The organism is Streptomyces sp. NPDC020192 (assembly GCF_044388685.1).
Taxonomy (GTDB): Bacteria; Actinomycetota; Actinomycetes; order Streptomycetales; family Streptomycetaceae; genus Streptomyces.
In genome coordinates this window covers 191747-211532 of sequence record NZ_JBIRXG010000017.1, presented here as the reverse complement: position 1 = coordinate 211532, position 19786 = coordinate 191747, and the positions used below count along the sequence as shown (strand labels likewise).

General features: G+C 70.1%; 15 protein-coding genes. 3 read left to right on the top strand and 12 right to left on the bottom strand.

Annotated features, from left to right (window positions below; translation table 11 throughout):
- Positions 1 to 157: 157 nt before the first annotated feature.
- From ACH47Z_RS30160 to ACH47Z_RS30140, 5 genes are all read right to left on the bottom strand, one after another.
- Positions 158 to 2041, bottom strand: coding sequence for a UvrD-helicase domain-containing protein (locus tag ACH47Z_RS30160; RefSeq protein WP_399079183.1), 1884 nt, complete (start codon positions 2039 to 2041; stop codon positions 158 to 160).
- On the bottom strand, positions 2041 to 4305 hold the full coding sequence (locus tag ACH47Z_RS30155; RefSeq protein WP_399079181.1) for an ATP-dependent nuclease: 2265 nt from the start codon (positions 4303 to 4305) through the stop codon (positions 2041 to 2043). Before ACH47Z_RS30155 ends, ACH47Z_RS30160 begins: the two co-directional genes overlap by 1 nt.
- Before the next feature lie 433 nt (positions 4306 to 4738).
- Positions 4739 to 5452, bottom strand: coding sequence for a restriction endonuclease (locus tag ACH47Z_RS30150; protein WP_399079179.1), 714 nt, complete (start codon positions 5450 to 5452; stop codon positions 4739 to 4741).
- Between the two features lie 43 nt (positions 5453 to 5495).
- Positions 5496 to 6170 carry a restriction endonuclease gene (locus ACH47Z_RS30145; RefSeq protein ID WP_399079177.1) on the bottom strand — a complete coding sequence of 225 codons (675 nt, stop codon included), beginning with the start codon at positions 6168 to 6170 and terminating at the stop codon, positions 5496 to 5498.
- On the bottom strand, positions 6170 to 6382 hold the full coding sequence (locus ACH47Z_RS30140) for a hypothetical protein (protein ID WP_079033661.1): 213 nt from the start codon (positions 6380 to 6382) through the stop codon (positions 6170 to 6172). Before ACH47Z_RS30140 ends, ACH47Z_RS30145 begins: the two co-directional genes overlap by 1 nt.
- A gap of 1269 nt (positions 6383 to 7651) precedes the next feature.
- Between ACH47Z_RS30140 and ACH47Z_RS30135 the strand changes: the two genes are divergently transcribed.
- Complete coding sequence (locus ACH47Z_RS30135) at positions 7652 to 9031, top strand: MFS transporter (protein WP_399079175.1); 1380 nt, start codon at positions 7652 to 7654, stop codon at positions 9029 to 9031.
- Between the two features lie 63 nt (positions 9032 to 9094).
- Here the strand turns inward: ACH47Z_RS30135 and ACH47Z_RS30130 are convergent, their stop codons facing one another.
- The 4 genes from ACH47Z_RS30130 to lnt all read right to left on the bottom strand — a co-directional run bounded on the left by ACH47Z_RS30130 (position 9095) and on the right by lnt (position 14116).
- On the bottom strand, positions 9095 to 11011 hold the full coding sequence (locus ACH47Z_RS30130; RefSeq protein ID WP_399079173.1) for a helix-turn-helix domain-containing protein: 1917 nt from the start codon (positions 11009 to 11011) through the stop codon (positions 9095 to 9097).
- Positions 11012 to 11087: 76 nt separating this feature from the next.
- Positions 11088 to 11903, bottom strand: coding sequence for a 3-hydroxybutyrate dehydrogenase (locus ACH47Z_RS30125; RefSeq protein ID WP_399079171.1), 816 nt, complete (start codon positions 11901 to 11903; stop codon positions 11088 to 11090).
- Between the two features lie 54 nt (positions 11904 to 11957).
- Positions 11958 to 12437, bottom strand: coding sequence for an NUDIX hydrolase (locus ACH47Z_RS30120; protein WP_399079168.1), 480 nt, complete (start codon positions 12435 to 12437; stop codon positions 11958 to 11960).
- Between the two features lie 68 nt (positions 12438 to 12505).
- Positions 12506 to 14116: an apolipoprotein N-acyltransferase gene (gene lnt / locus ACH47Z_RS30115; protein ID WP_399079165.1), complete on the bottom strand. Its 1611-nt coding sequence runs from the start codon at positions 14114 to 14116 to the stop codon at positions 12506 to 12508.
- 329 nt (positions 14117 to 14445) lie between these two features.
- On the opposite strand from lnt, the gene ACH47Z_RS30110 reads away from it, so the two are divergent.
- Positions 14446 to 15417, top strand: coding sequence for an O-antigen ligase family protein (locus tag ACH47Z_RS30110; RefSeq protein WP_399079162.1), 972 nt, complete (start codon positions 14446 to 14448; stop codon positions 15415 to 15417).
- A 171-nt stretch (positions 15418 to 15588) separates the two neighbouring features.
- Here ACH47Z_RS30110 and ACH47Z_RS30105 read toward each other — a convergent pair whose 3' ends face one another.
- On the bottom strand, positions 15589 to 16134 hold the full coding sequence (locus ACH47Z_RS30105) for a hypothetical protein (RefSeq protein WP_399079160.1): 546 nt from the start codon (positions 16132 to 16134) through the stop codon (positions 15589 to 15591).
- 96 nt (positions 16135 to 16230) lie between these two features.
- Positions 16231 to 17025: a glutamate racemase gene (locus ACH47Z_RS30100; RefSeq protein ID WP_399079157.1), complete on the bottom strand. Its 795-nt coding sequence runs from the start codon at positions 17023 to 17025 to the stop codon at positions 16231 to 16233.
- Between the two features lie 69 nt (positions 17026 to 17094).
- Between ACH47Z_RS30100 and ACH47Z_RS30095 the strand changes: the two genes are divergently transcribed.
- Positions 17095 to 18258 carry a glycosyltransferase gene (locus tag ACH47Z_RS30095; protein WP_399079234.1) on the top strand — a complete coding sequence of 388 codons (1164 nt, stop codon included), beginning with the start codon at positions 17095 to 17097 and terminating at the stop codon, positions 18256 to 18258.
- Positions 18259 to 18264: 6 nt separating this feature from the next.
- Here the strand turns inward: ACH47Z_RS30095 and ACH47Z_RS30090 are convergent, their stop codons facing one another.
- Entirely contained in the window at positions 18265 to 19551 is a 1287-nt protein-coding gene (locus ACH47Z_RS30090) for a TerD family protein (RefSeq protein ID WP_399079155.1), read from the bottom strand.
- Between the last annotated feature and the right edge of the window lie 235 nt (positions 19552 to 19786).

The following is a 19786-nucleotide window of genomic DNA, read 5'->3' as shown; positions in this document are numbered from 1 at the left end:
TCACGGTCGTAGATGGTTCTTCCCAGTGCCTGTGTGGCGGCTGCTCCAGCGCTCAGTGAGCTGGGCAAAGGTGAGCAGCCCACGCCCGCCCTGGTCCATACGCTAGGCACGGCGGAGGTGCTGTGCGGCAATGCTCCGCGGCTCCAGGGTCGACAGCCTACCCGCGCACTGGCGAGACAGCGTTGTTCATTTCGCGCTCGCCGCATAACACAGAGTCTCCATCGAACCGCAGAGAGATGATCCGTGAGTCGCCCACCCATTCGCGGAGGGTGTCGAGCGCAGCGGGGTCGAGCTTCGTGGTGAAGAGAAGGGCCAAGTGCTCTTTTGCCCGCGAACACGCCACGTAGAAGAGGTTCCGCGCCCTGACGAAGGCTTCCCGCTCCTTCCCCTGCAGTCCGTGACGCCGGGAGAAATTCGCCAACATCTCGGGGATCTGGAAGCGAGTGTGCCCCTTGCTGACGACGGCGAGCACCCTGTCGAACTCCTGGCCTTTGACTCCGTGCTGCGTCGCGAAGGGTGTGCCACCGCCCAGGTGGTCATGCAACGCCAGTAGCTGCGCGTACGGAACAGCACGCAGGGCCTCGTACTCTTCCGCTCGCGCCTTGGCCTTGTCGTCGCTTTCGGCCTGCGATTCGCTGTTGGCCAGTGGCACCGACTTACGGTGGCGTTCACGGACCTTTCCCAGTCCATCAAACAGCTGCTGGTTCAGGCAGAGGTCGAGGACGTCGCCAACAGTGCCATCCTCACGGGTCCTCTCGAGCTCTTTCAGGAGGGCCGCCCAGGCGTACTTGTCGGCGGGGGAGGTCAGAAGCGAGCGGTGGCCGAGTGCGTCGAACATCGCGCCGTAGCGCTTGTTCCGGTGATGAAGTAGTGCGGGTTCCAGGACGTCCAGGAAGAAGGCCATGACGTGGTCCTCCTTCTTCACATAGGACTCGTTGCGCCGGAAGGCTTGGTGAAGTCGCTGGTAGCCCAGTTCGCCGGCGATCGTCTCGTGCGTGAGCATGAGGATCTTCGTGCGGGGCGCTGCCGCCCACGCTCCGTCCAAGCCATCGGATACCTCGATGTTCCACAGGCGTCGGCGGGCGTCTTCCAGGGCCCAGCTGCGGGCCGCATGCGCGGCATCCCAGCCTATCTGTCCCTTCCGGTGGTGGGTGAGCCTCGTACCGGCCCAGTCGTTGGTGTGGTAGATGGCGATGCTCCCCTCACCTGCTCCCGGGCTCGTGGTCTGCTCCAGTTCAGGGCGCATCGCGTTCAGGAGATCCACCACAGCGCGCTGCGACCGGCGGTTGCGCCTCCTGACGATCGGTTTCACGCGCGGGTCGTCGATGGTCCCGCACACCTTGTCGTAGATCTGCTGCCAGTGGTCGCCGAAGAATCCGCAGAGGGGACCACGGAGGGGAGTCTCCTCACCCGGCGTGCCCAACATGGCCTCCACCAGACCGACGGGGGTGTCCTGGTACTCATCGACGAACACGATGGGGAACCGGTCGGCGGCCAGGGCCCGGAACTTGGGGAGGGCGAAGAACTTGCAAGCCAGGGCGGGAAGGTCGTCGTGCGCCAGTTGCACGTGGAGTGTGTCGTGGTCCACCTTCCGGTAGCCGGTGCTGTAATCGACTGTGTAGCCGTCCAGTGATGTTCGCCCTTCCAGCCTGGACTGCACGGCGTCGACCTCGACGACGTAGCGCAGCAGGTACTTGGGGAAGGGAGAGAGCAGTTGCCACAGGAAGCCGTGGATGGTGTCGGCGAAGACGGACGGGCTGCTGTCGGTGCGACTGATGATCTCGTCGCGGGCCACATTGGTGTAGGTGACGCAGGCGACGCGCTGGTCCCGTCGCGGGAGGTACCGGTCTCGGTCGACGAGGATGCTCTGAAGTGCCTCAATCAGCGAGCTCGTCTTGCCCGCACCGGCGCCGGCCTCCAACTTGAAGTGGCTGCCCTCCCGCAATGCGGTCAGGATCGTCTCCCGTACCGTCTGCGCTTCCGACTCGGCCACGGTGACGACGCGCTTGCCGTGCACCAGCTCTTCGGGATGTGCCGTCATCACTCGTCATCCGTCTTCGTCGCCGTCCCGTCCTGTGCCATGAGCCATTCGAGACCGCGCCTGATGTACTTCGGCACCTCCCAGTCGTGTTCGCCAAGGACGTGCTCGAGGGCGAAGTCGACCTTGCTGCCCTTGCCGTCCACCTTGTCGCGGGCTCTCTTTTCCAGGCTCGCGTTCGTGGTCGTGGCTCTACGCCGGGAGAGACCGAAGCGAGTCGGGTTGGCCAGTACGAAGGCGTCCTCGAAGGTACGGCCGCATGGATCTCCGGGCTGCTCGGGCACCTGGTAGGCAAGGCAAAGGTTGGCGGCTACGGGTGCATCTGCCTCGGCGCGTCTGAGTAGTTCGGCCACCTTGGTCTCGCCCGTCTCGTCGAACCATGCCCGGATGGACTGGTTGGACGTATGTCCTCCTTCGGACACGGTGCATTTGCGGGTCTTGGGACCGCTTGCGTCGATGGGGTCGAGATCAGTGATGATCAGGGTTGGGATGCCCAGGATCCTCAGCAGGGGGTAGAACTTGTGGGCGTACGCGCCGCCTACCTCCATCAACGTCACATACTGATGCGAGAGAGCTGTGTCTGGCTTTCGCGCTGCGAGTTTTTCCTCTGCGGCTGGGACGAAGACACGCTCGCTGGCGCCCTCAACGAGAATCGCCTTGTCCGCGAAGTAGAGGTCGGCCCGGGTGAGGGTCAGGTACTTCAGCAGGAATTTCTCATCGCGCGAAACCTGGGAGAGGTCCTTGATGGCCGTACGGGCCGGCCTCGGCTCGCCTTCGGGCTCGGCAGCCTCTTCCTCCTTGCGGAAGTACCGGATGTTCGAGAAGCGCGCCCGATTGGCTACATGCGCCGAGTGGGTAGTCACCACGAACTGGGCGTTCCAGGGCGATCCATTCTGGCTGCCGGAACCGGTCGCCTGCGTCATGCCGACCGGTTGGGGACTGTTCGCGCACATCTGGGCATCGAGCCGTGGGAAGAGCGAGGGAAATTGAAGGAGTTGCTGGATGAACACCTCCTGCATCTGCGGATGTAGGTGAGCCTCCGGCTCCTCCAGGAAAACGAGATTAATCCCCAGTTCATTGGACTGGGCGGTGTGTTCGCGGTAGTAGGTGAAGAGTTTGAGGAGCATCATCACCAGGTTGCGCGTTCCGAGGCCGCTGTACGACTCCGGAAACCGCACGCCAGCCGCTCCCGGGTAGTGGATGCGTGCGAAGTTCCTGAGAAGCCGCCGGGAATCCAGGCGGGCAGAAGTGACGAACTCCTGGTTCCCCAGCCCCGGATATCCGAAGGCCGTCAATGCCGGCGCTACCTGGGTGCGGATCTCCTGCAGGCTGATGTCGAGATCGCTGGAGGTGTTCGTGAGCATCACGTCGATACGCGTGGCGAGATCCTCCAGCCACTCAACACGCTTACCGCCCTTCGCCGAGGTGAAGAGCTTCTCGAAGATTGCTCCGATGGGCTGGGCGGCCTCCCGGTCCTCGTCGTCCAATCCCCGCTGCGCATCGAGGAAGTCCACCTTTAGGAGCTTCTTGACGTCCGCCAGGTCGACTGTGCGGACGTTCGCGTCGTCAGTGGGGTCTACCGCCGTCACAGACAGTCCGAAGTGGGCCGGAATGCGTCTGGCGAGCCGCTCAAGAGGCGCAGCGTCCGCACTGCTGACCAGGTCGCTGAGGAACACGTCCAGGGCGCCGTCCTTCAATGCATAGGTGAGCCTGATCACGACCTCGGAGCAGTCGGGATCGAGGTCCACAATGAAGGAGGCCAGAGGGCCGTACTGTTCGCAGTTCGCGTCGTATGCGATATGGAGGGTCAGGGTGACCTTCGGGATCCGGCCGCGTGCCTGTTCCTTCTCACCCGCAACGTAGAGGCGGTGCGCGTCGAGGAACTCCGCGTAGCATTCTGCAGAGAAATCCTCGATGCGCAGCACGCTGTCTTTCTTCGCCAGGAAGAGCTTGAATAATTTGGCCAGCGAGGTCTTTCCTGTGTTGTTGCGGCCGACGCACAATGTCACGTCGTCAGTGAAGGACAGCTCGGTCTCACGCAGCAACCTGAAATTCTGGATTACGGCCTTGGTCAGGCGGGGTGGCGTCGGAGTCTTGTGGCTGGGCAACTCGCTTAAGCCAGCCCGTTGGCCCGGAATGCCACTCGTACCGGTTTGAGACACCCCAACTCCCTGCCGCGCACCTATGCCTATGAGGGCTTGTCGAGCACTCGACGAACGGACGAGCCCCGTACCGCGCTCACGCCTCCTCAGGCCCTGGGGCTGCATCCTGCCACCGGGAACGCCTCCCGTTTCACACTTCCCTCATACCTGTCAATTTCGATCACGTGAGATCATCAGTAGACACAAAGCGGTCGCCTGCTGAAAAGTGGGTCCGCTACTGCGACCTTGCGGGGCAGCCTCAGTACCTACCCCCGCCAAGCAGCAAGGTCACGGATCGTCAGGAAGCGCGCTTCAAACGGTGAGCGGCTGGGGTAGAGAGCCCATTGAGGAGGACCGGCATGCCGGAGACCGCGGCGTCATCACACGAGTGCCGCCTCACGATCTCTCGACCCAAGGCCGCCTCGCTGGGGGGCTCGTCGCCGGGAGGGGCCCGGGCCTATCTCCATGAGAACGCGCCGCACCGGACTGAGCCCGAATCGGGACCACCGGCCACTAGGCGGGATCTCCAGGGACGGACTCAGCTCGGTGTGCGCTGGCGTCAGTGTGTCGTGCTTTGGATGCCGAGGACGTCGTAGAGGTGCTCGCCGTGGGCCCATCGTTTCAATTCCGGACGGCCCATAAGGATGAGCTGGTGATGCTGGGCGAAGTCGATCGCCGGCTGCGTGAAGCCGTTGAGCGCGATCATGATCGGGAGGTCGGCTCCGTGGTGCGGGCGGGCTGTCCCGTTGAACTTCTGCACGTGGCCTGACCCGACTGGGCTCTGATACTGCTTGCACTGCACGATCAGGAGGCGGTCTTCGTCATCGCGGGCAGTTATGTCCACGCCGAGGTCACCGGCGCCCCCGACCCGCTTCGGACGCCGGAATCCGTCACGGGCCAGGAGATCAGTGCACGCCTGCTCGAAACCCGTCGCGCTCATCGACGAAAGCTGCTTCATCTTGAAGGTCAGCGCCTCCGCTTCGATCGCATCGCCAGAGGGAGCGGCGAACGTGTCGTCCGCGTTGGCGTAGGTGTTGGCGCCGAACAGGAATGACAGGATTCTGCCGAGCAGGAGCAGCATGGGCAGTCCGCCGACCACGATGAGCCCGGTCCACCACGGGTGATCGGCTATCAGCCCCCACAAATCTACGGTGCTCCACTGTCCGACGTCCTCGGTGAGCCACTCCCAGAGCATCTTGCCGACGGCCAGCGCGATGACCGCATACAGCAGGAACTTCAGCAGCGGGTCGAGCGACCCGTCCTCATCGAACACCACACCTCCAGACGTCTTGGGCAGCGATCACGATCCTTGCCAGTCATGCCGCACGCCTGAATCGGCTCGGGCGGGAGCGCGCGGACAATCCGAGGAGCTCGTGCAGAGCGGCACCGTCCTCGGCCCAGCGCTGTAGCTTTTCCCGGTCGATCCAGTGGACGCCGTGCCGGTCGCCCCACGCCATGGCATCGCGGGTGAAGGCTCCGTTGGTGACGACGACAGCGTGATCGGCGTTGTGGACCGGCCCGGCCGTCCCCTTCACCGCGTACATCACAGCTGAGCCCACCTTCCCGCCGACGCGGGTGTGCTTGGCCTGCACCACGATCCGGCCGCGCTGCGGATGGTCACCGATGACGTCGGCGGCCTGGTCGCCGCCGCCACCCACTCTGCGGGCCGGCCAGCCGTCGCGGACCAGCAGATCCCGCAGGGCGTACTCGAAGCGACGGTCGTCCATGGTGTCGAACTCCGCGAGCGTGATCCGCAGAGTGGCCAGCCGCTCCTTCTCCCGACGCCGCATCGTGGTCGCCTGCCTGATCCGCCACGCCGCGACGGCTCCCGTGAGCAGGGCGAGAGCCAGCAGGGCAGGCCAGGCCGCCTTCAGTGTGCCGACCGCGGTGGCCGCCGTCCGCGCCACCAGGACGAGCACAGCCAGGGCGACTACAGCCGCTGCGACCAGTTCCGCGGCACCGCGAGGGCGCCGCAGACGTATCCGTCCCATCAGCGGTCGGCCGTCGCGCTGGCCGCCGGCTTCGGATCCGTCGGCGGTGTCGTGGCGGTGGACTCACTGAACCCGAACACCTGCCCCCACAGCCACACGCCGGCCAGTAAGCCGGCAATCATCCAACCGCTCATGCGCTTGGCGCTCCTGGGCTTCGGATTGCGACGGATGTGTCCGCGTACCCGGTGGAACCCGTCCGGCACCTTCGACATGTTTCCCCCTCCCGTCGGTGGGCCGCGGAGCGCGGCTCATCCCAACAAAAGGGTGTAGCAGTGGGCACTGACAGCAGCTGATGGGTCATCACGGCGCTACGCCCCGGTCGAGTCGCCATCAGGCCAGGAGGGCCCACACCGTCAGGCCAATTCACGGGGCAGCGAGCCTGAGGCAGCTCAGCTGGGCGAATGCCCTTCTCAGCTCCCAAGCGGTTCACCATGGCCCTTTCCGCCAGCCCTCACGCGGCGCGTGACCGTCCGTCTCTCACCTGCGGAAACAGCCCCGGTCACGCCAAGCGGAGCTCTGCCGACGAATGGCGAAAAGCAGCGGAAGCGCACTCACAGCCATAGTGCGCCGGCGCCGCCCCTTCAAACCGTGGTTCTGCGACCATGACCCGGGGCGTCACAGGGTCGGGAGGCACTGGTAGGCACTGATCAACCTGCCGCCGCGACGCCTCGGCCAACCGAGCCCCCACGGGACGAATTCTCAACGCGGTGTCGTCGCGGTCCTGCGAGGACAGCGCCACGGTTGTAGGGCCGGGCCGAAGAAACCGCGCTGGCCTCCGCCAGCGCCGGATCCAGCCTTGGTGCAGCCCGGTCAGGACAGTCTTCTGCGGCCCGTCGTCGCCTCTCGAAGCAGTGCCGAGGCCGTCATCGTCGTACAAGCGCAACATGCGGGCAGGGCTCATCGCCACGAACCTTCGAACCAAGATCCGGACCATACCCGGACCAGCCGTCCGCAGCTTGTGGCGATCGGAGCTGTTTTCGCTGGTCAAACTGCGTCTGAGCCGTGTACCACCAGCAGACGAAGAATCTGCTGGGCCGAACGCCTACCACGCGCAGGCGCAACGCCTTGTCCTTGCCCGCAGAGCCGAGCAGCAAAGCGTGGTCGACCTCTCGTTCAGGTCGCCTACCGCGCAACGGCCCTGAGCCGATCGGCTCCAAGATGTCCGAGTTCAACGGAGCGTAGTCAGCACCAAGTCAGCACGGGAGGGGTGAGCACGGGTGATGACGTGGGCTTTTAGTCAGCACCAAACCAGCACGGGAGTCAGCACCGCACCGTCAAATCGCCCCGAACTGTGCGATCCGGACAGCACTCGTTTCTACCACCCTCGAGCCCCTGAACCGCCCTTCCGTGAGCCGGCATGGTGGCCGCACGCATAGCCAATACTCGAACTATGTTGCCCCACCACATGGGCCCCTGACCTGCATCTTCCTACCGTGTGCCGACACGTACCCGTCCCCACCGCACACGAGGAAGTGGCGCACATGGCCTCTGGAACCACCGCTCCCCCACCACCCGTGAACCTCAAGCGCATCGTCGCCGCCAGCCTCATCGGCACCACCATCGAGTGGTACGACTTCTTCCTCTACGGCTCCGCCGCCGCACTGGTGTTCAACAAGCTGTTCTTTCCGGGTTCCGACCCGCTCGTCGGGACGCTGCTGTCGTTCCTGACGTATGCCGTGGGGTTCGCGGCGCGGCCGCTCGGGGCTCTCGTGTTCGGGCACTACGGGGACCGGCTCGGGCGGAAGAAGCTGCTCGTGCTGAGTCTGGTGATGATGGGCGGGGCGACGTTCGCCATCGGGCTGTTGCCCACGCATGCCACCGTCGGAAGCGCCGCGCCGGTCCTGCTCACCGTGCTGCGGCTCGTCCAGGGTTTCGCGCTCGGCGGTGAGTGGGGTGGTGCCGTCCTGCTGGTGTCGGAGCACGGGGACGCGCGGCGGCGTGGTTTCTGGGCCTCGTGGCCGCAGACCGGGGCGCCGGCGGGGCAGTTGCTCGCGACCGGTGTGCTCTCGCTGCTCACGGCCCTGCTCTCCGACGACGCGTTCGTGACCTGGGGCTGGCGGATTCCGTTCCTGATCTCCGGGGTGCTCGTGCTCATCGGGCTGTGGGTCCGGCTGTCCATCGACGAATCGCCCGTGTTCAAGGAGGCGTTGGCGCGGGCCGAGTCCCGGCGGACGGAGGAGCCGGAGAAGCTTCCGCTCGTCTCCGTGCTGCGCGACCACTGGCGGGACGTGCTCGTGGCGATGGGCGCGCGGATGGCGGAGAACATCGGCTACTACGTCATCACCGCCTTCATCCTCGTCTACGCCACCGACTCCGCCGGCGTGTCGAAGCAGACCGCGCTCAACGCCGTACTCATCGGCTCCGCCGTGCACTTCGCCGTCATCCCGGCCTGGGGCGCCCTGTCCGACCGGGTCGGGCGGCGGCCCGTGTACCTGTTCGGCGCGGCCGGTGTCGGCCTGTGGATGTTCCCGTTCTTCGCGCTCGTGGACACCGGGTCCTTCGGGTACCTGGTGGTTGCCGTGACGGTCGGGCTCGTGCTGCACGGCGCGATGTACGCGCCCCAGGCCGCCTTCTTCGCCGAGATGTTCGCGACCCGGATGCGGTACTCGGGCGCGTCCATCGGTGCCCAGTTCGCCTCCGTGGCCGCCGGTGCGCCCGCCCCGCTCATCGCCACCGCCCTGCTCTCCGACTTCGGCAGCTCCACCCCGATCGCCCTGTACGTGATCGCCGCCGCCGTACTGACCCTCGTGGCGGTGGGCATGGCCCGGGAGACCCGGCACCGGGATCTCGCCCGCGTCGAGGCCGCGGACGGCGGCGAGTCCGCGGGTACGCGTCCGGCCACCGAGGCCCGGTCCGTCTGACCGGCGCCCGTCCGGCTGCCGCGGCCCCCGTACGGCACGTCCGTGCGGGGGCCGGCGTCGGTGTCAGGGTCTGTCCGGGGCCGCCAACCGGTGCAGCCGCAGGGCCAGTTGGATCTCCAGGGCGCGGGCGGGGGTCTGCCAGTCCGCGCCGAGCAGCCGGCCCACGCGCTCCAGCCGCTGGGCGACCGTGTTGACGTGGACGTGCAGGGCGTCCTTGGTGCGGGCCGGGCTCATACCGCAGGCGAAGTAGGCGTCCAGGGTGTGCAGCAGGTCCGTACCGCGTCGTTCGTCGTACGCCACGACCGGGCCCACGGTGCGCTCGACGAAGCCGGCGACGTCCCGGTCGCCCGCGAGGAGCAGGCCGAGGAAACCGAAGTCCTCGGCGGCCGCGCCGTCCCCGGCCCGGCCCAGCAGGTGCAGCGCGTCCAGGCAGCGACGGCCCTCGGCGTAGGCGGCGGCCACGGTCTCGGGGCGGGCGGCGAGGTCGGTGACGGGGGCGGAGGCGCCGACCGTGACCGGTTGGTGCACGGCCGTGCCCAGGTGGCGGGCGGTGCGGCGGGCCACGTCCGTGGCGCTGTCGGTGCCGAGCGGCAGCAGCAGGACGGTGCCGCCGTCGCGCGCGGCGGCCAGACCGTGGCGGGTGGCGGCGAGATGGGAGGCGGCCGACCAGAGGCGACGGCGGGCCGCCGCCTCCTCGTCGGCGTCGGCCGCCGGGCCGTCGAGGCGGGCGGCGAGGACGACATGGGTCGCGTCCAGGTCGGCGTGCAGCCGGGCGGCCCGTTCGCGCAGCAGCCGCGGGTCCCGGTCGCGGGCGTCCAGCAGATCGTCCAGCAGCTCGCCCCGCACGCGCTGTTCGGCCTCGGCCGCGGAGCGGCGGGCGAGCAGGAGCAGCGAGGTGACCATCGCCGCCCGCTCCAGCGTGCGCTGGTCCACGGGGTCGAGGCCGGGGTGTCCGCGCAGGACCAGGGCGCCGAGGAGTTCGCCGCCGGCGGCCACCGGGGCGATCCAGTCCTCGCCGTGCCGTACGGCGTGCCCTTCCGCGCGGGAGGCCTCCAGCGCCTCGGCCGGTGCCGCGCCGGCTTCGGTGAACTCCACGGTGCCGTCGAGGACTTCGGAGACGGCGGCGGCCACGTCGTGCACCCCGCCGCCCCGCAGGACGAGTTCGGCGAGCCGGTCGTGCACGTCGGAGGCGCGCTCGATGACGGCGCTGCGGTCCCGGATGATCTCGTTGGCACGCTCCAGCCCGGCCAGCGCCGCGCGGGTCTCGGTGAGCAGGTTGGCGGCGTCGATCGCGGCGGCGGCGAGCGCGGCGAAGGAGCCGAGCAGGGCGATCTGCTCGCGCTCGAAGACCCTGGCCCGGCGGTCGGCGGCGAAGAGGACCCCGATGACGTGCGGCCCGAGCATCAGGGGTACGCCGAGGATGGCGACCAGGCCCTCGTCCCGGACGCCGGCGTCGATGGTGAAGGTGTGCTGGAAGCGGGCGTCCTGGAAGTAGTCGTCGGTGACGTACGGCCGGGTGGTCTGCGCGACCAGTCCGCCGAGCCCCTCCCCCAGGCCGAGCCGCAGCTGCTGGAAGTGGGCCGAGACGGAGCCCTCGGTCACCCGCATGTAGGTGTCGCCACGCGCCGGGTCGTTCAGGGTCAGGTAGGCGACGTCCGTGCCGAGCAGCGAGCGGGCGCGCTGCACGATCGCCTGCAGGACGGCGTCCAGATCGCGCAGGCCCGCGAGGTCGTGGGCGGTCTCGAAGAGCGCGGACAGCTCCGCCTCGCGCCGCCGGCGGCCCTCCAGCTCGGCCCGGACACGCAGGGCCAGCGGTCTGGCCTGCTCAAGCGCGGCGATGCGGTCGGCCGGCAGGCCCTCGGCGCGGGCGAGCAGCACCGGCTGCTCGTACGCCTCCACGGAGGCGTCGCGGGCCAGCAGCTCGAGGTACGGAGCCTCGGGGCTGCGGCTGGGTGCCGGCTGAACGTGATCGCGAGACATGGTCACAGGATTCCCCATCGACGGCCCGGCCCGCCGGGCCTGTGGACAACTCCCGGGCCGGCCGCCGCCGAGCGGTTCAGTGGGCCGTCCACCCGCCGTCGAGGACGAGCGAGGTGCCGGTGACGAAGGACGCCTGAGGGCTGCACAGGTAGGCGACGGCCTCTGCGACCTCCTCCGGTTCGATGAGCCGCCGCACGGCGCTGTCCTTGAGCAGGACCTCGGACAGCACACGCTCCTCGGGGATGTCGTGGGCCCGCGCCTGGTCGGCGATCTGCTTCTCGACCAGGGGCGTGCGCACATAGGCCGGGTTCACACAGTTCGAGGTCACCCCATGGGCGGCGCCCTCCAGGGCGGCCGTCTTGGACAGTCCCTCGAGACCGTGTTTGGCGGCCACATAGGCCGACTTGAAAGCCGAGGCGCGCAGACCATGGACGGAGGACACATTGACGATCCGGCCCCAGCCCTGCGCGTACATGTGCGGCAGGGCGCCGCGAATGAGCCGGAAGGGCGCCTCCAGCATCACGGTCAGCACCGTGTGGAAGACCTCGGGCGGGAACTCCTCGATGGGCCGCACCAGTTGCAGGCCCGCGTTGTTGACCAGCACATCGGTGCCGACGGCGGCCTGCTCGGCGGCGTCGAGGTCGGTGAGGTCCACGACATGCGGTACGACGGTCCCGGGGAGGCCGGTGGCCCGCTCCGCCTGCGCGGCCAGTTCGGCCAGGCCGGCCGCGTCGCGGTCGACGGCCCGTACCTCGGCCCCGGCGGCGGCGAGCCGCAGCGCGCAGGCACGGCCGATGCCGCTGGCGGCACCGGTGACGAGGGCGGTGCGGCCGCCGAGGTCGAGGGCGAGGGTCTGGGGGCGCGGGCCGGGCGGGGAGCTGGACGCGGTCATGTGCCGACCCTAAGCGGAGCCCCTCTCTCACCACATGTGGCGGTCACCCATACTTCAGTCGACAGTCGTAGGGTCAAACCATGTGGGTGCATCCGACATGGCCTGCTTGATCCGGAACAGACCGAACTCGTGCAGCTCGGGCAGCGCGTCGACGTCGAACCAGCCCACCTCCAGCGACTCGTCGTCGTTGACCCGGGCCTCGCCGCCCACGGCCCGGCAGCGGATGGTGATGTCCATGTACTGGCAGGTGTCGCCGTTGGGGTAGGTGACCGGCTCCAGGGCCTGCACCAGGACGACCCGCTCGGCTTCGCAGCGCACCGCCGTCTCCTCGAAGACCTCCCGCACGGCGCAGGCCGCGGGCTGCTCACCCGGCTCCGGGATGCCGCCGATCACCGACCACTTGTGGTTGTCGGCCCGTCGGCCCAGCAGCACTCTGCCGTCGTCGTCGAAGACGATCGCGGTGATCCCGGGGAGCCAGAGCAGCTGCTGTCCGGCGGAGGCCCGCAGCGTGCGGATGAAGTCAGGAGTAGCCATGGCCCCGACCCTAACGGGCCGGGCCCACGCTCTCCTGCCGGTTCAGGTGCCGTACCCCGGTCGTGCGGCTATGCGCCACCGGTGCGCCGGCCGCGCAGCCCGGACCCGATCGCCCAGCCGATGCCGCCCGCGGCGACCAGCACCAGGGCGATCTCCGGGAGGATGCCCAGCTCGGTCGCGGGGGTCTTGGAGGTGCGCAGCGGCACCTTCTGCACGAGGTAGGCGGGCACGAACATGCCGGTCTTCTGCGTGATCCTCCCGTCCGGCATGATGACCGCGCTGACCCCGCTGGTCACCGGCACGGTGACGGTGCGGCTGTGCTCGACGGCGCGGATCCGGGACATGGCGAGCTGCTGGTAGGTCATCTCGCTGCGGTCGAAGGTGGCGTTGTTGCTCGGCACGGAGATCATCTCGGCGCCATGGGTGACCGTGTCCCGTACGGCCCAGTCGAAGGCGGCCTCGTAGCAGGTGGCGAGGCCCACCTCGGCGCCGTCGATGTCGAACACGCCGGGCTTGCTGCCCCGGCTGAAGTCCTGGCGGACCATGCCGGTCCAGTTCGTGTTGATCGCGCCGACCAGCCCGCGCAGCGGGAGGTACTCGCCGAACGGCTGGATCTGCCGCTTGTCGTAGGTCTGCGTCGGCCCCTTCGCGGGGTCCCACAGGATCTGCTCGTTGAGCAGCTTTCCGTCGCGCTCCACGACGCCGCCGACCGAGATGGGCACGCCGACCGCCTTGGCGGCGCCCTCGATGACGGCGGCCGCGTCGGGGTTGGTGAAGGGGTCGATGTCGGAGGAGTTCTCCGGCCACAGCACATAGTCGGGCTTGGCGGTCCTGCCCGCCTTGATGTCGGCGGCGAGCTTGAGCGTCTCGCGCACGTGGTAGTCGAGCACGGCCCGCCGCTGGGCGCTGAACTCCAGCCCGGAGCGGGGCACGTTGCCCTGGATGAGCGCGACGGTGCGGGTGCCGTTCTCGGCCTTGTCGCTCACGAGCGGCCGGGCGGCGACCGCGCCCACGACCGGAACGGCCAGGCTCAGCAGCGCGGCGGCCGCGGCTCCGCGCCGTACGGCCCGGTTCCGGCGCTGCTCGGCGATCAGCCGCCCGGCCTCGTACAGTCCGAAGCCGCACAGGACCACCGCGAAGCCCAGCACGGGGGTGCCGCCCACCGCGGCGAGCGGCAGGAAGACGCCATCCGCCTGGCCGAACGCGATCTTGCCCCAGGGGAAACCCCGAAAGGGCGCACGCGCGCGTGCCGCCTCACCGGCGATCCAGACGGCCGCGGCCCACACCGGCCAGGCGGGCAGCTTGGACACGGCGGCGATGCCGACGCCGACCAGGGCGATGAAGACGGCCTCGATGGCGACGAGTGCCAGCCACGGACCGGGACCGACCTCCACGCCGGTCCACACCAGCAGCGGCAGCAGGAAGCCCAGGCCGAAGAGGTAGCCGAGGCCGAGGGCCGCCTTCCAGCTCCGCCCGCGCAGCACCCAGCCGAAGCCGGCGAACGCGGGCAGCGCCAGCCACCACAGGGTGCGGGGCGGGAAGCTGACGTAGAGCAGCACTCCGCTCAGCGCGGAGGCGGCGGCCGGGACCAGGCGCAGCAGCCGGCCGGGAAAGGCGCTGGGCGCGGGGGACGGCTGGAGCTGATCCGGCTGGTCCACGGAAGTTGCGGTGACGGTCACCCGGGTGAGTGTACGGCGGCTGACCTGGCCACGGACAGCGCGGTACGACGGCCGGCACCGGCTCCGGCCCACCGCGGTCCTCCCCCTTTCATCACGCTCCCCCGCACGCTTCTCATCACGACGATCCGCCGCATCTCGTGCCCAACCCGGTCATCAGCCGCTACGGTGTGCCCAGCCTCGGCAGTGCGGCCGGACTCGGGGCCGTGCCCTGCCGTGGGCTGACAGGGGCGTGCGGGGACAAGGGGCGGCGGGTGGGCTCGACCGAGATGAGGCCTGCGGCCGGTGCGGGTGCGGCCGACGTCAGGGGAAACGTTTCTGACGGCGCGGGCATGATGCTGCTGGGCGCCTGCGCGGGATGGGCGCTGCTCACCGCGGCGGCCCATGACGGGCGGCCCGAGGGCGTGCTGCTCGCGGTGCTCGCCGTGACGGCTGGTCATGCGGTCGGCCGGGTCTCCGGGGCGCTGCTGCCGGTGGCCGCGCCCTGCGCCGGCGCACTGACCGCGCTCGCGGTGATCGTGGTGCAGCCCGATCTCTCCCCAGGCATCTGGTACGCCACCCCGCTCGGACACGCCGGTGGCACGGCCGCTCTGCTGGCGCTGGCCACCGGTGCCACGTGCTGCGCCGCCTGGGCCGCGCCCGTACCGGCGCTGCGGCTCGGGCTGTGGACTCTGGCCGCCGGAATCGTGCTGACCGGGGCCCTCCTGGGCTCGGCGGCCGGGTGCGTGGCGAGTGCGGCCGTACTGATGTGTTCGCTGGCCGCGGGCTCGGTGACCCCCCGGGGCCTGGCGCTGCTGGGGCTGGCCGTGGCGGCGGCGCTGGTGGCGGGGACGGCGTGGGCGCTCGCCGCGGATGTGCTGCCCGGCGGCCTCACGGGCGTGCTCGAAGGCCGGCTGACCGCGCACCGGGTGGGGCTGTGGCGGGACGCCCTGCGGATGGCGGGCCGGAGCAGGGGCCTCGGGGTCGGCCCGGACCGGTTCGGCGAGCTGAGCGCGACGGCGTCGCGGACGGTGCCCTCCGACGGCAAGCCGCACTCGGCGCCGCTGCAACTGGCGGCGGAGCAGGGCCTGGTCGGGGTGGTGCTGCTCGGAGCCGCGTTCTGCTGGGTGCTGTACGCGCTGTGGCGTACGCCCCGCTCGACGCCGGTCGCCCTCACCGCGGGCGCCGCCGTGACGGCGCTGGCCGCGCTCGCCTCGGTGGGCAACGCGCTGAGTTTCACGTCGGTGACGGCGGGCGCCGGGCTGATGGCCGGGTGGGCCACGGCACGGCCCTGGGCGCGCGACGGAGCCGAGTCCCGGCTCTGAGCGCGTTCACGCGCGGCTGCACGGCCCGAGGGGTGCCGCACGTCACGCGCGCGTGCCCGGCCCGAACGGTGCCGACTGCCACACGCACGTGCCCGGTCTCAGCGGAATCGTGCGCCGCGCGCCCGTGCCCGGTGCGAGCGATGTCACCGTGCCGTCCGCCGGTGCGGGGCCTCAGGCGGCCGGGCCCGGTGTGATGGTGCGCAGCCGGGCCCGGATGGCCCGTACCGCCGACTCCGCGTTGTCGACGGTGATCGTGAAGGTGTGGCCGTCCCACAGACGCAGCACGATGCCCTCCCCCCGGCGTACGACGACCGCGGTGCCCTTCTCGGGCCGCCACCGGTAGCCCCAGCCGCCCCAGTGCCGGGGCGTGACCAGGGCGGTGAAGTCGGCGCCCGCCACATGGGAGAGCGGGATGCGGCGGCGCGGCAGCCCTATGTGGCCGCAGCGCACCTCGAGGCACTCCTTGTCGAGTCTGAGGTCGACGTGCACGAAGGCGAGCGTGCCGAACAGCACCAGCAGACCGGCCGCGATGCAGCCCACGACGGACATCGCCAGCGGGGCGACACCGGAGGTCCATGCCGAGTCCACGGCCAGCTCGATACCCAGGGCCATGCAGGCCGCGCCGACCAGTGCCAGCAGCCACTGGACCCGGTTGGTGGCGCGTCCGGTCCAGACGTCGGGATGCGTGGTGTCGTCGGCGTGGGGGTGGTCCCTCATGTTTATGAGGTTACTCAGGTTTCGCTGCGCGGGGAGGGCGTGGCGGAGCGTGACTGGACCGGGTGGCTCAGACGCGCTGAAGGCACGCCTGGCGGCTCACCTGCGGTCGGCGAGCGGTCCGATCGCGGGGAGGAGCCGGCCTTCGGCGTAGTGCAGCGCGGGGGTCGGCAGTTCGCCCTCGCGCCCGCTGAGCAGCACCGTCAGGGTGCCCTCGGCCGGAGCCCCGGGGGCGGGCTCGGCGCCGAGGCGGCGCAGGGCCTGGGCGGCCACCGCGCCGGCGGAGCCGTGCAGGACGAGGGGGGCGGCGCCGGACCGCTGGAGGGCGGCGCGGATACGTTCCGCCACGAGTTCGTAGTGGGTGCAGCCGAGGACGACGGTCGTCACGTCGCCCGGTGTCAGTTCGGCCGCCGCGACGACGGCCGCGTCGATGGCCGCCTCGTCCGCGTGCTCGACGGCCTCGGCGAGACCCCAGCAGGGGACCTCGATGACCTTCACGCCGTCGGCGAACTCCTCGATGAGACCGCGCTGGTAGGCGCTGCCGGTGGTCGCGGGGGTCGCCCAGATGGCCAGGGGACCACCGCCGGCCGCGGCCGGCTTGATGGCCGGGACCGTGCCGATCACGGGGATGTCCGGCTCCAGGCGGGCGCGCAGCGCGGACAGGGCGTGCACGCTGGCGGTGTTGCAGCCGACGATCAGCGCGTCGGGCCGGCGGGCCGCCGCGGCCTCGGCGACGGCCACGGCACGCTCGGTGAGGTCCTCGGGGGTACGCGGCCCCCAGGGCATGCCGTCGGGGTCCAGCGAGAGTACGAGATCCGCGTCGGGCCGCAGGCGCCGTACCGCAGCGGTGGCCGCCAGCAGACCGATTCCGGAGTCCATGAGCGCGATCTTCACCCGGCCACGATAGACGATGCGCCCTTACGGACCACTCCGGTGGGGCAGACTGCGGCCGTGAGCGCCCTGATGTGGATCACCGTCGTCTCGCTGGCCGTCTGGTGCTGGCTGCTGCTGTGCCAGGGCTTCTTCTGGCGCACCGACGTCCGGCTGCCGCCGCGCCGGGATCCGGACGCGTGGCCGTCCGTGGGTGTGGTCGTACCGGCCCGGGACGAGGCGGCCGTACTGCCCGCGAGTCTGCCGTCGCTGCTGGCGCAGGACTATCCGGGGCGGGCGGAGGTCTTCCTGGTGGACGACGGGAGTACGGACGGCACCGGCGAGCTGGCGCGTGAGCTGTCCCGGCGGCACGGCGGGCTGCCGCTGACGGTGGGTTCGCCCGGTGATCCGCCGGCGGGCTGGACGGGCAAACTGTGGGCGGTGCGGCACGGTATCGGCCTGGCACGCGCGCGTGATCCCGAGTATCTGCTGCTGACGGACGCGGACATCGCGCACGCCCCGGACAGTCTGCGCGAGCTGGTGGCGGCGGCCGGCGCCGGGGGCTTCGACGTCGTGTCGCAGATGGCGCGGCTGCGGGTGGAGAGCCTGTGGGAGCGCCTGGTGGTGCCGGCGTTCGTCTACTTCTTCGCGCAGCTCTATCCGTTCCGGTGGATCGGCCGCAGGGGATCGCGTACGGCCGCGGCGGCGGGCGGCTGTGTGCTGCTGCGCGCGGACATGGCCGAGCGGGCGCGCATCCCGGACGCCATCCGGCACGCCGTCATCGACGACGTGGCGCTCGCGCGCGCGGTGAAGGGCGCCGGGGGTCATGTCTGGCTGGGGCTGGCCGAGCGGGTGGACAGTGTGCGGCCCTACCCGCGGCTGCACGACCTGTGGCGGATGGTCTCGCGCAGTGCCTACGCCCAGCTGCGGCACAACCCGCTGCTGCTCCTCGGCACGGTCGCCGGGCTCGCCCTGGTGTACCTGGTGCCGCCCGCCGCGCTGGTCGCGGGAGCGGCCGGCGGGAGTACGGCGACGGCGGTGCTCGGTGCTGTGGCCTGGGCGGTGATGGCGGGCACGTACGTACCGATGCTCCGCTACTACGGCCAGCCGCTGTGGCTCGCCCCGCTGCTGCCGTTCACCGCGTTCCTGTACCTGCTGATGACGGTCGACTCGGCGGTGCAGCACTACCGGGGGCGCGGGGCCGCGTGGAAGGGCCGTACGTACGCGCGTCCCGGTGCCGTGCCCGACGAGGGCTGAGCGCGGTCACTTGCGGCCGGGCGTCCAGTTCATGCCCCAGCCGTAGGCGCGGTCCACGGTCCGCTGCGGGCTCACCCCGCGCTCCGGCACCAGGTACCGCGCCTCGCGCTGTACGAGGAGATCGCCGCCGGTGTTCGTGATCAGGGCGAGCGCGCAGACCGTGGAGGCGACGGTGCACTCGTCGAGCGAGAAGTCGATCGGGGCGCCGTGCTGCGGCTGGAGGGTGACGGTGGCGTGCAGGTCGGCGAAGGAGCTGGCGCCCTCGTAGATGGTGACGAAGACGAGGATGCGCCGGAAATCCTGCCGGTGGTCGAGGTTGACGGTGAGGTTCTCACCGGCGGCGAGGGCTCCGGTGCGGTCGTCGCCGTCGAGATGGATGTACGGCGGCCGGTGCAGCGACCCGAAGGCGTTGCCGAGGGCCTGGACGACGCCTTTGCGGCCGTCGGTGAGTTCGTACAGGGCGCACAGGTCGAGGTCGAGGTCCCGCTGACCGCCTCCCCAGCGGCCGCCCCAGCCCGAAAGCTGTTTGCGCATCTGCCAGTTGAGGTTCACCCGCATGGCGCCGGAGGTTCCGCCCTGTTTGGCGAGCGAGACGGAGGGGGCGGCCTTCGTGAGGGTGATCTTGGACAGGCGGACCGGCTGGGCCGGGGGCGTCCGCGCGGCGGCGGCCGGCGGCACGGGAGGCGGTGGCGGAGGTGTCGCGGGCGTCGGCGCCGTCGCCACCGGGGGCGGTGCCGGGACCGTGGCGGCGGTGGGTGCGGCGTGCTGGGGTTGGTCCACGGTGATCCCGAAGTCCGTTGCCAGGCCTTCGAGTCCGCTGCTGTAGCCCTGGGCGACGGCGCGGAACTTCCAGCCGCCCTGGCGGCGGTAGAACTCGCCGAGCACGAAGGCCGTCTCGGAGGTGGCGCCGGGGCTGTCGAAGCGGACGACGACGGAGCCGGTCGCGGCGTCGGTCACCTCGATGTAGAGGCCGGGGACCTGTCCGAACGTCCCGCCGTCGGCGGAGGCGGCGAGGACGATCCGCTCGATCGCGCCCTCCACGCGCGCGAGGTCGACGGAAAGGGTGTCGGTGACCTGCCCGCCGACCGTCCGCTTGCCCTCGTGGCGTACCGCGCCGGAGAGGTGGGCGGGCTGGTTGTAGAAGACGAAGTCGCCGTCGGAGCGGACCCTTCCGGCGGCGAGCAGCAGCGCCGAGGCGTCGGCGTCGGGCACGCCGGGACCGGAGCGCCAGCCCAATTCGACGCGCAGGACCGCGGTCGGCACCGGCGCGTTCGACCCCTTCGGCATTGACATGTCCGCCCCAATCAGCATCGGCTTCCCGGGCACACCCCCGGCGGTCGGGCCATCCCTACCCGCACAACCTATTCCCGGGTCCGGCGAACTCCCCCTGAGCTGCGCCGGAAGATCACCGGCCGACCGCCGGTAACCCCGCAGAAAGTCGGCCTTTACACGATCCAAACGTAGACCGTCGTCCTTTTTTGCCAAGTTCGCTCGGATTAAGGATCCCAGGTCACTGCCGACACGGAAA

What these genes read in the sequence shown, in the direction of transcription:
- ACH47Z_RS30160 (WP_399079183.1), bottom strand. Translation starts at nt 2,041, where the DNA reads ATGACGGCACATCCCGAAGAGCTGGTGCACGGCAAGCGCGTCGTCACC.
- ACH47Z_RS30155 (WP_399079181.1), bottom strand. Translation starts at nt 4,305, where the DNA reads ATGCAGCCCCAGGGCCTGAGGAGGCGTGAGCGCGGTACGGGGCTCGTC.
- ACH47Z_RS30145 (WP_399079177.1), bottom strand. Translation starts at nt 6,170, where the DNA reads ATGGGACGGATACGTCTGCGGCGCCCTCGCGGTGCCGCGGAACTGGTC.
- ACH47Z_RS30140 (WP_079033661.1), bottom strand. Translation starts at nt 6,382, where the DNA reads ATGTCGAAGGTGCCGGACGGGTTCCACCGGGTACGCGGACACATCCGT.
- ACH47Z_RS30135 (WP_399079175.1), top strand. Translation starts at nt 7,652, where the DNA reads ATGGCCTCTGGAACCACCGCTCCCCCACCACCCGTGAACCTCAAGCGC.
- ACH47Z_RS30130 (WP_399079173.1), bottom strand. Translation starts at nt 11,011, where the DNA reads ATGTCTCGCGATCACGTTCAGCCGGCACCCAGCCGCAGCCCCGAGGCT.
- ACH47Z_RS30125 (WP_399079171.1), bottom strand. Translation starts at nt 11,903, where the DNA reads ATGACCGCGTCCAGCTCCCCGCCCGGCCCGCGCCCCCAGACCCTCGCC.
- ACH47Z_RS30120 (WP_399079168.1), bottom strand. Translation starts at nt 12,437, where the DNA reads ATGGCTACTCCTGACTTCATCCGCACGCTGCGGGCCTCCGCCGGACAG.
- ACH47Z_RS30110 (WP_399079162.1), top strand. Translation starts at nt 14,446, where the DNA reads ATGATGCTGCTGGGCGCCTGCGCGGGATGGGCGCTGCTCACCGCGGCG.
- ACH47Z_RS30105 (WP_399079160.1), bottom strand. Translation starts at nt 16,134, where the DNA reads ATGAGGGACCACCCCCACGCCGACGACACCACGCATCCCGACGTCTGG.
- ACH47Z_RS30095 (WP_399079234.1), top strand. Translation starts at nt 17,095, where the DNA reads ATGTGGATCACCGTCGTCTCGCTGGCCGTCTGGTGCTGGCTGCTGCTG.
- ACH47Z_RS30090 (WP_399079155.1), bottom strand. Translation starts at nt 19,551, where the DNA reads ATGTCAATGCCGAAGGGGTCGAACGCGCCGGTGCCGACCGCGGTCCTG.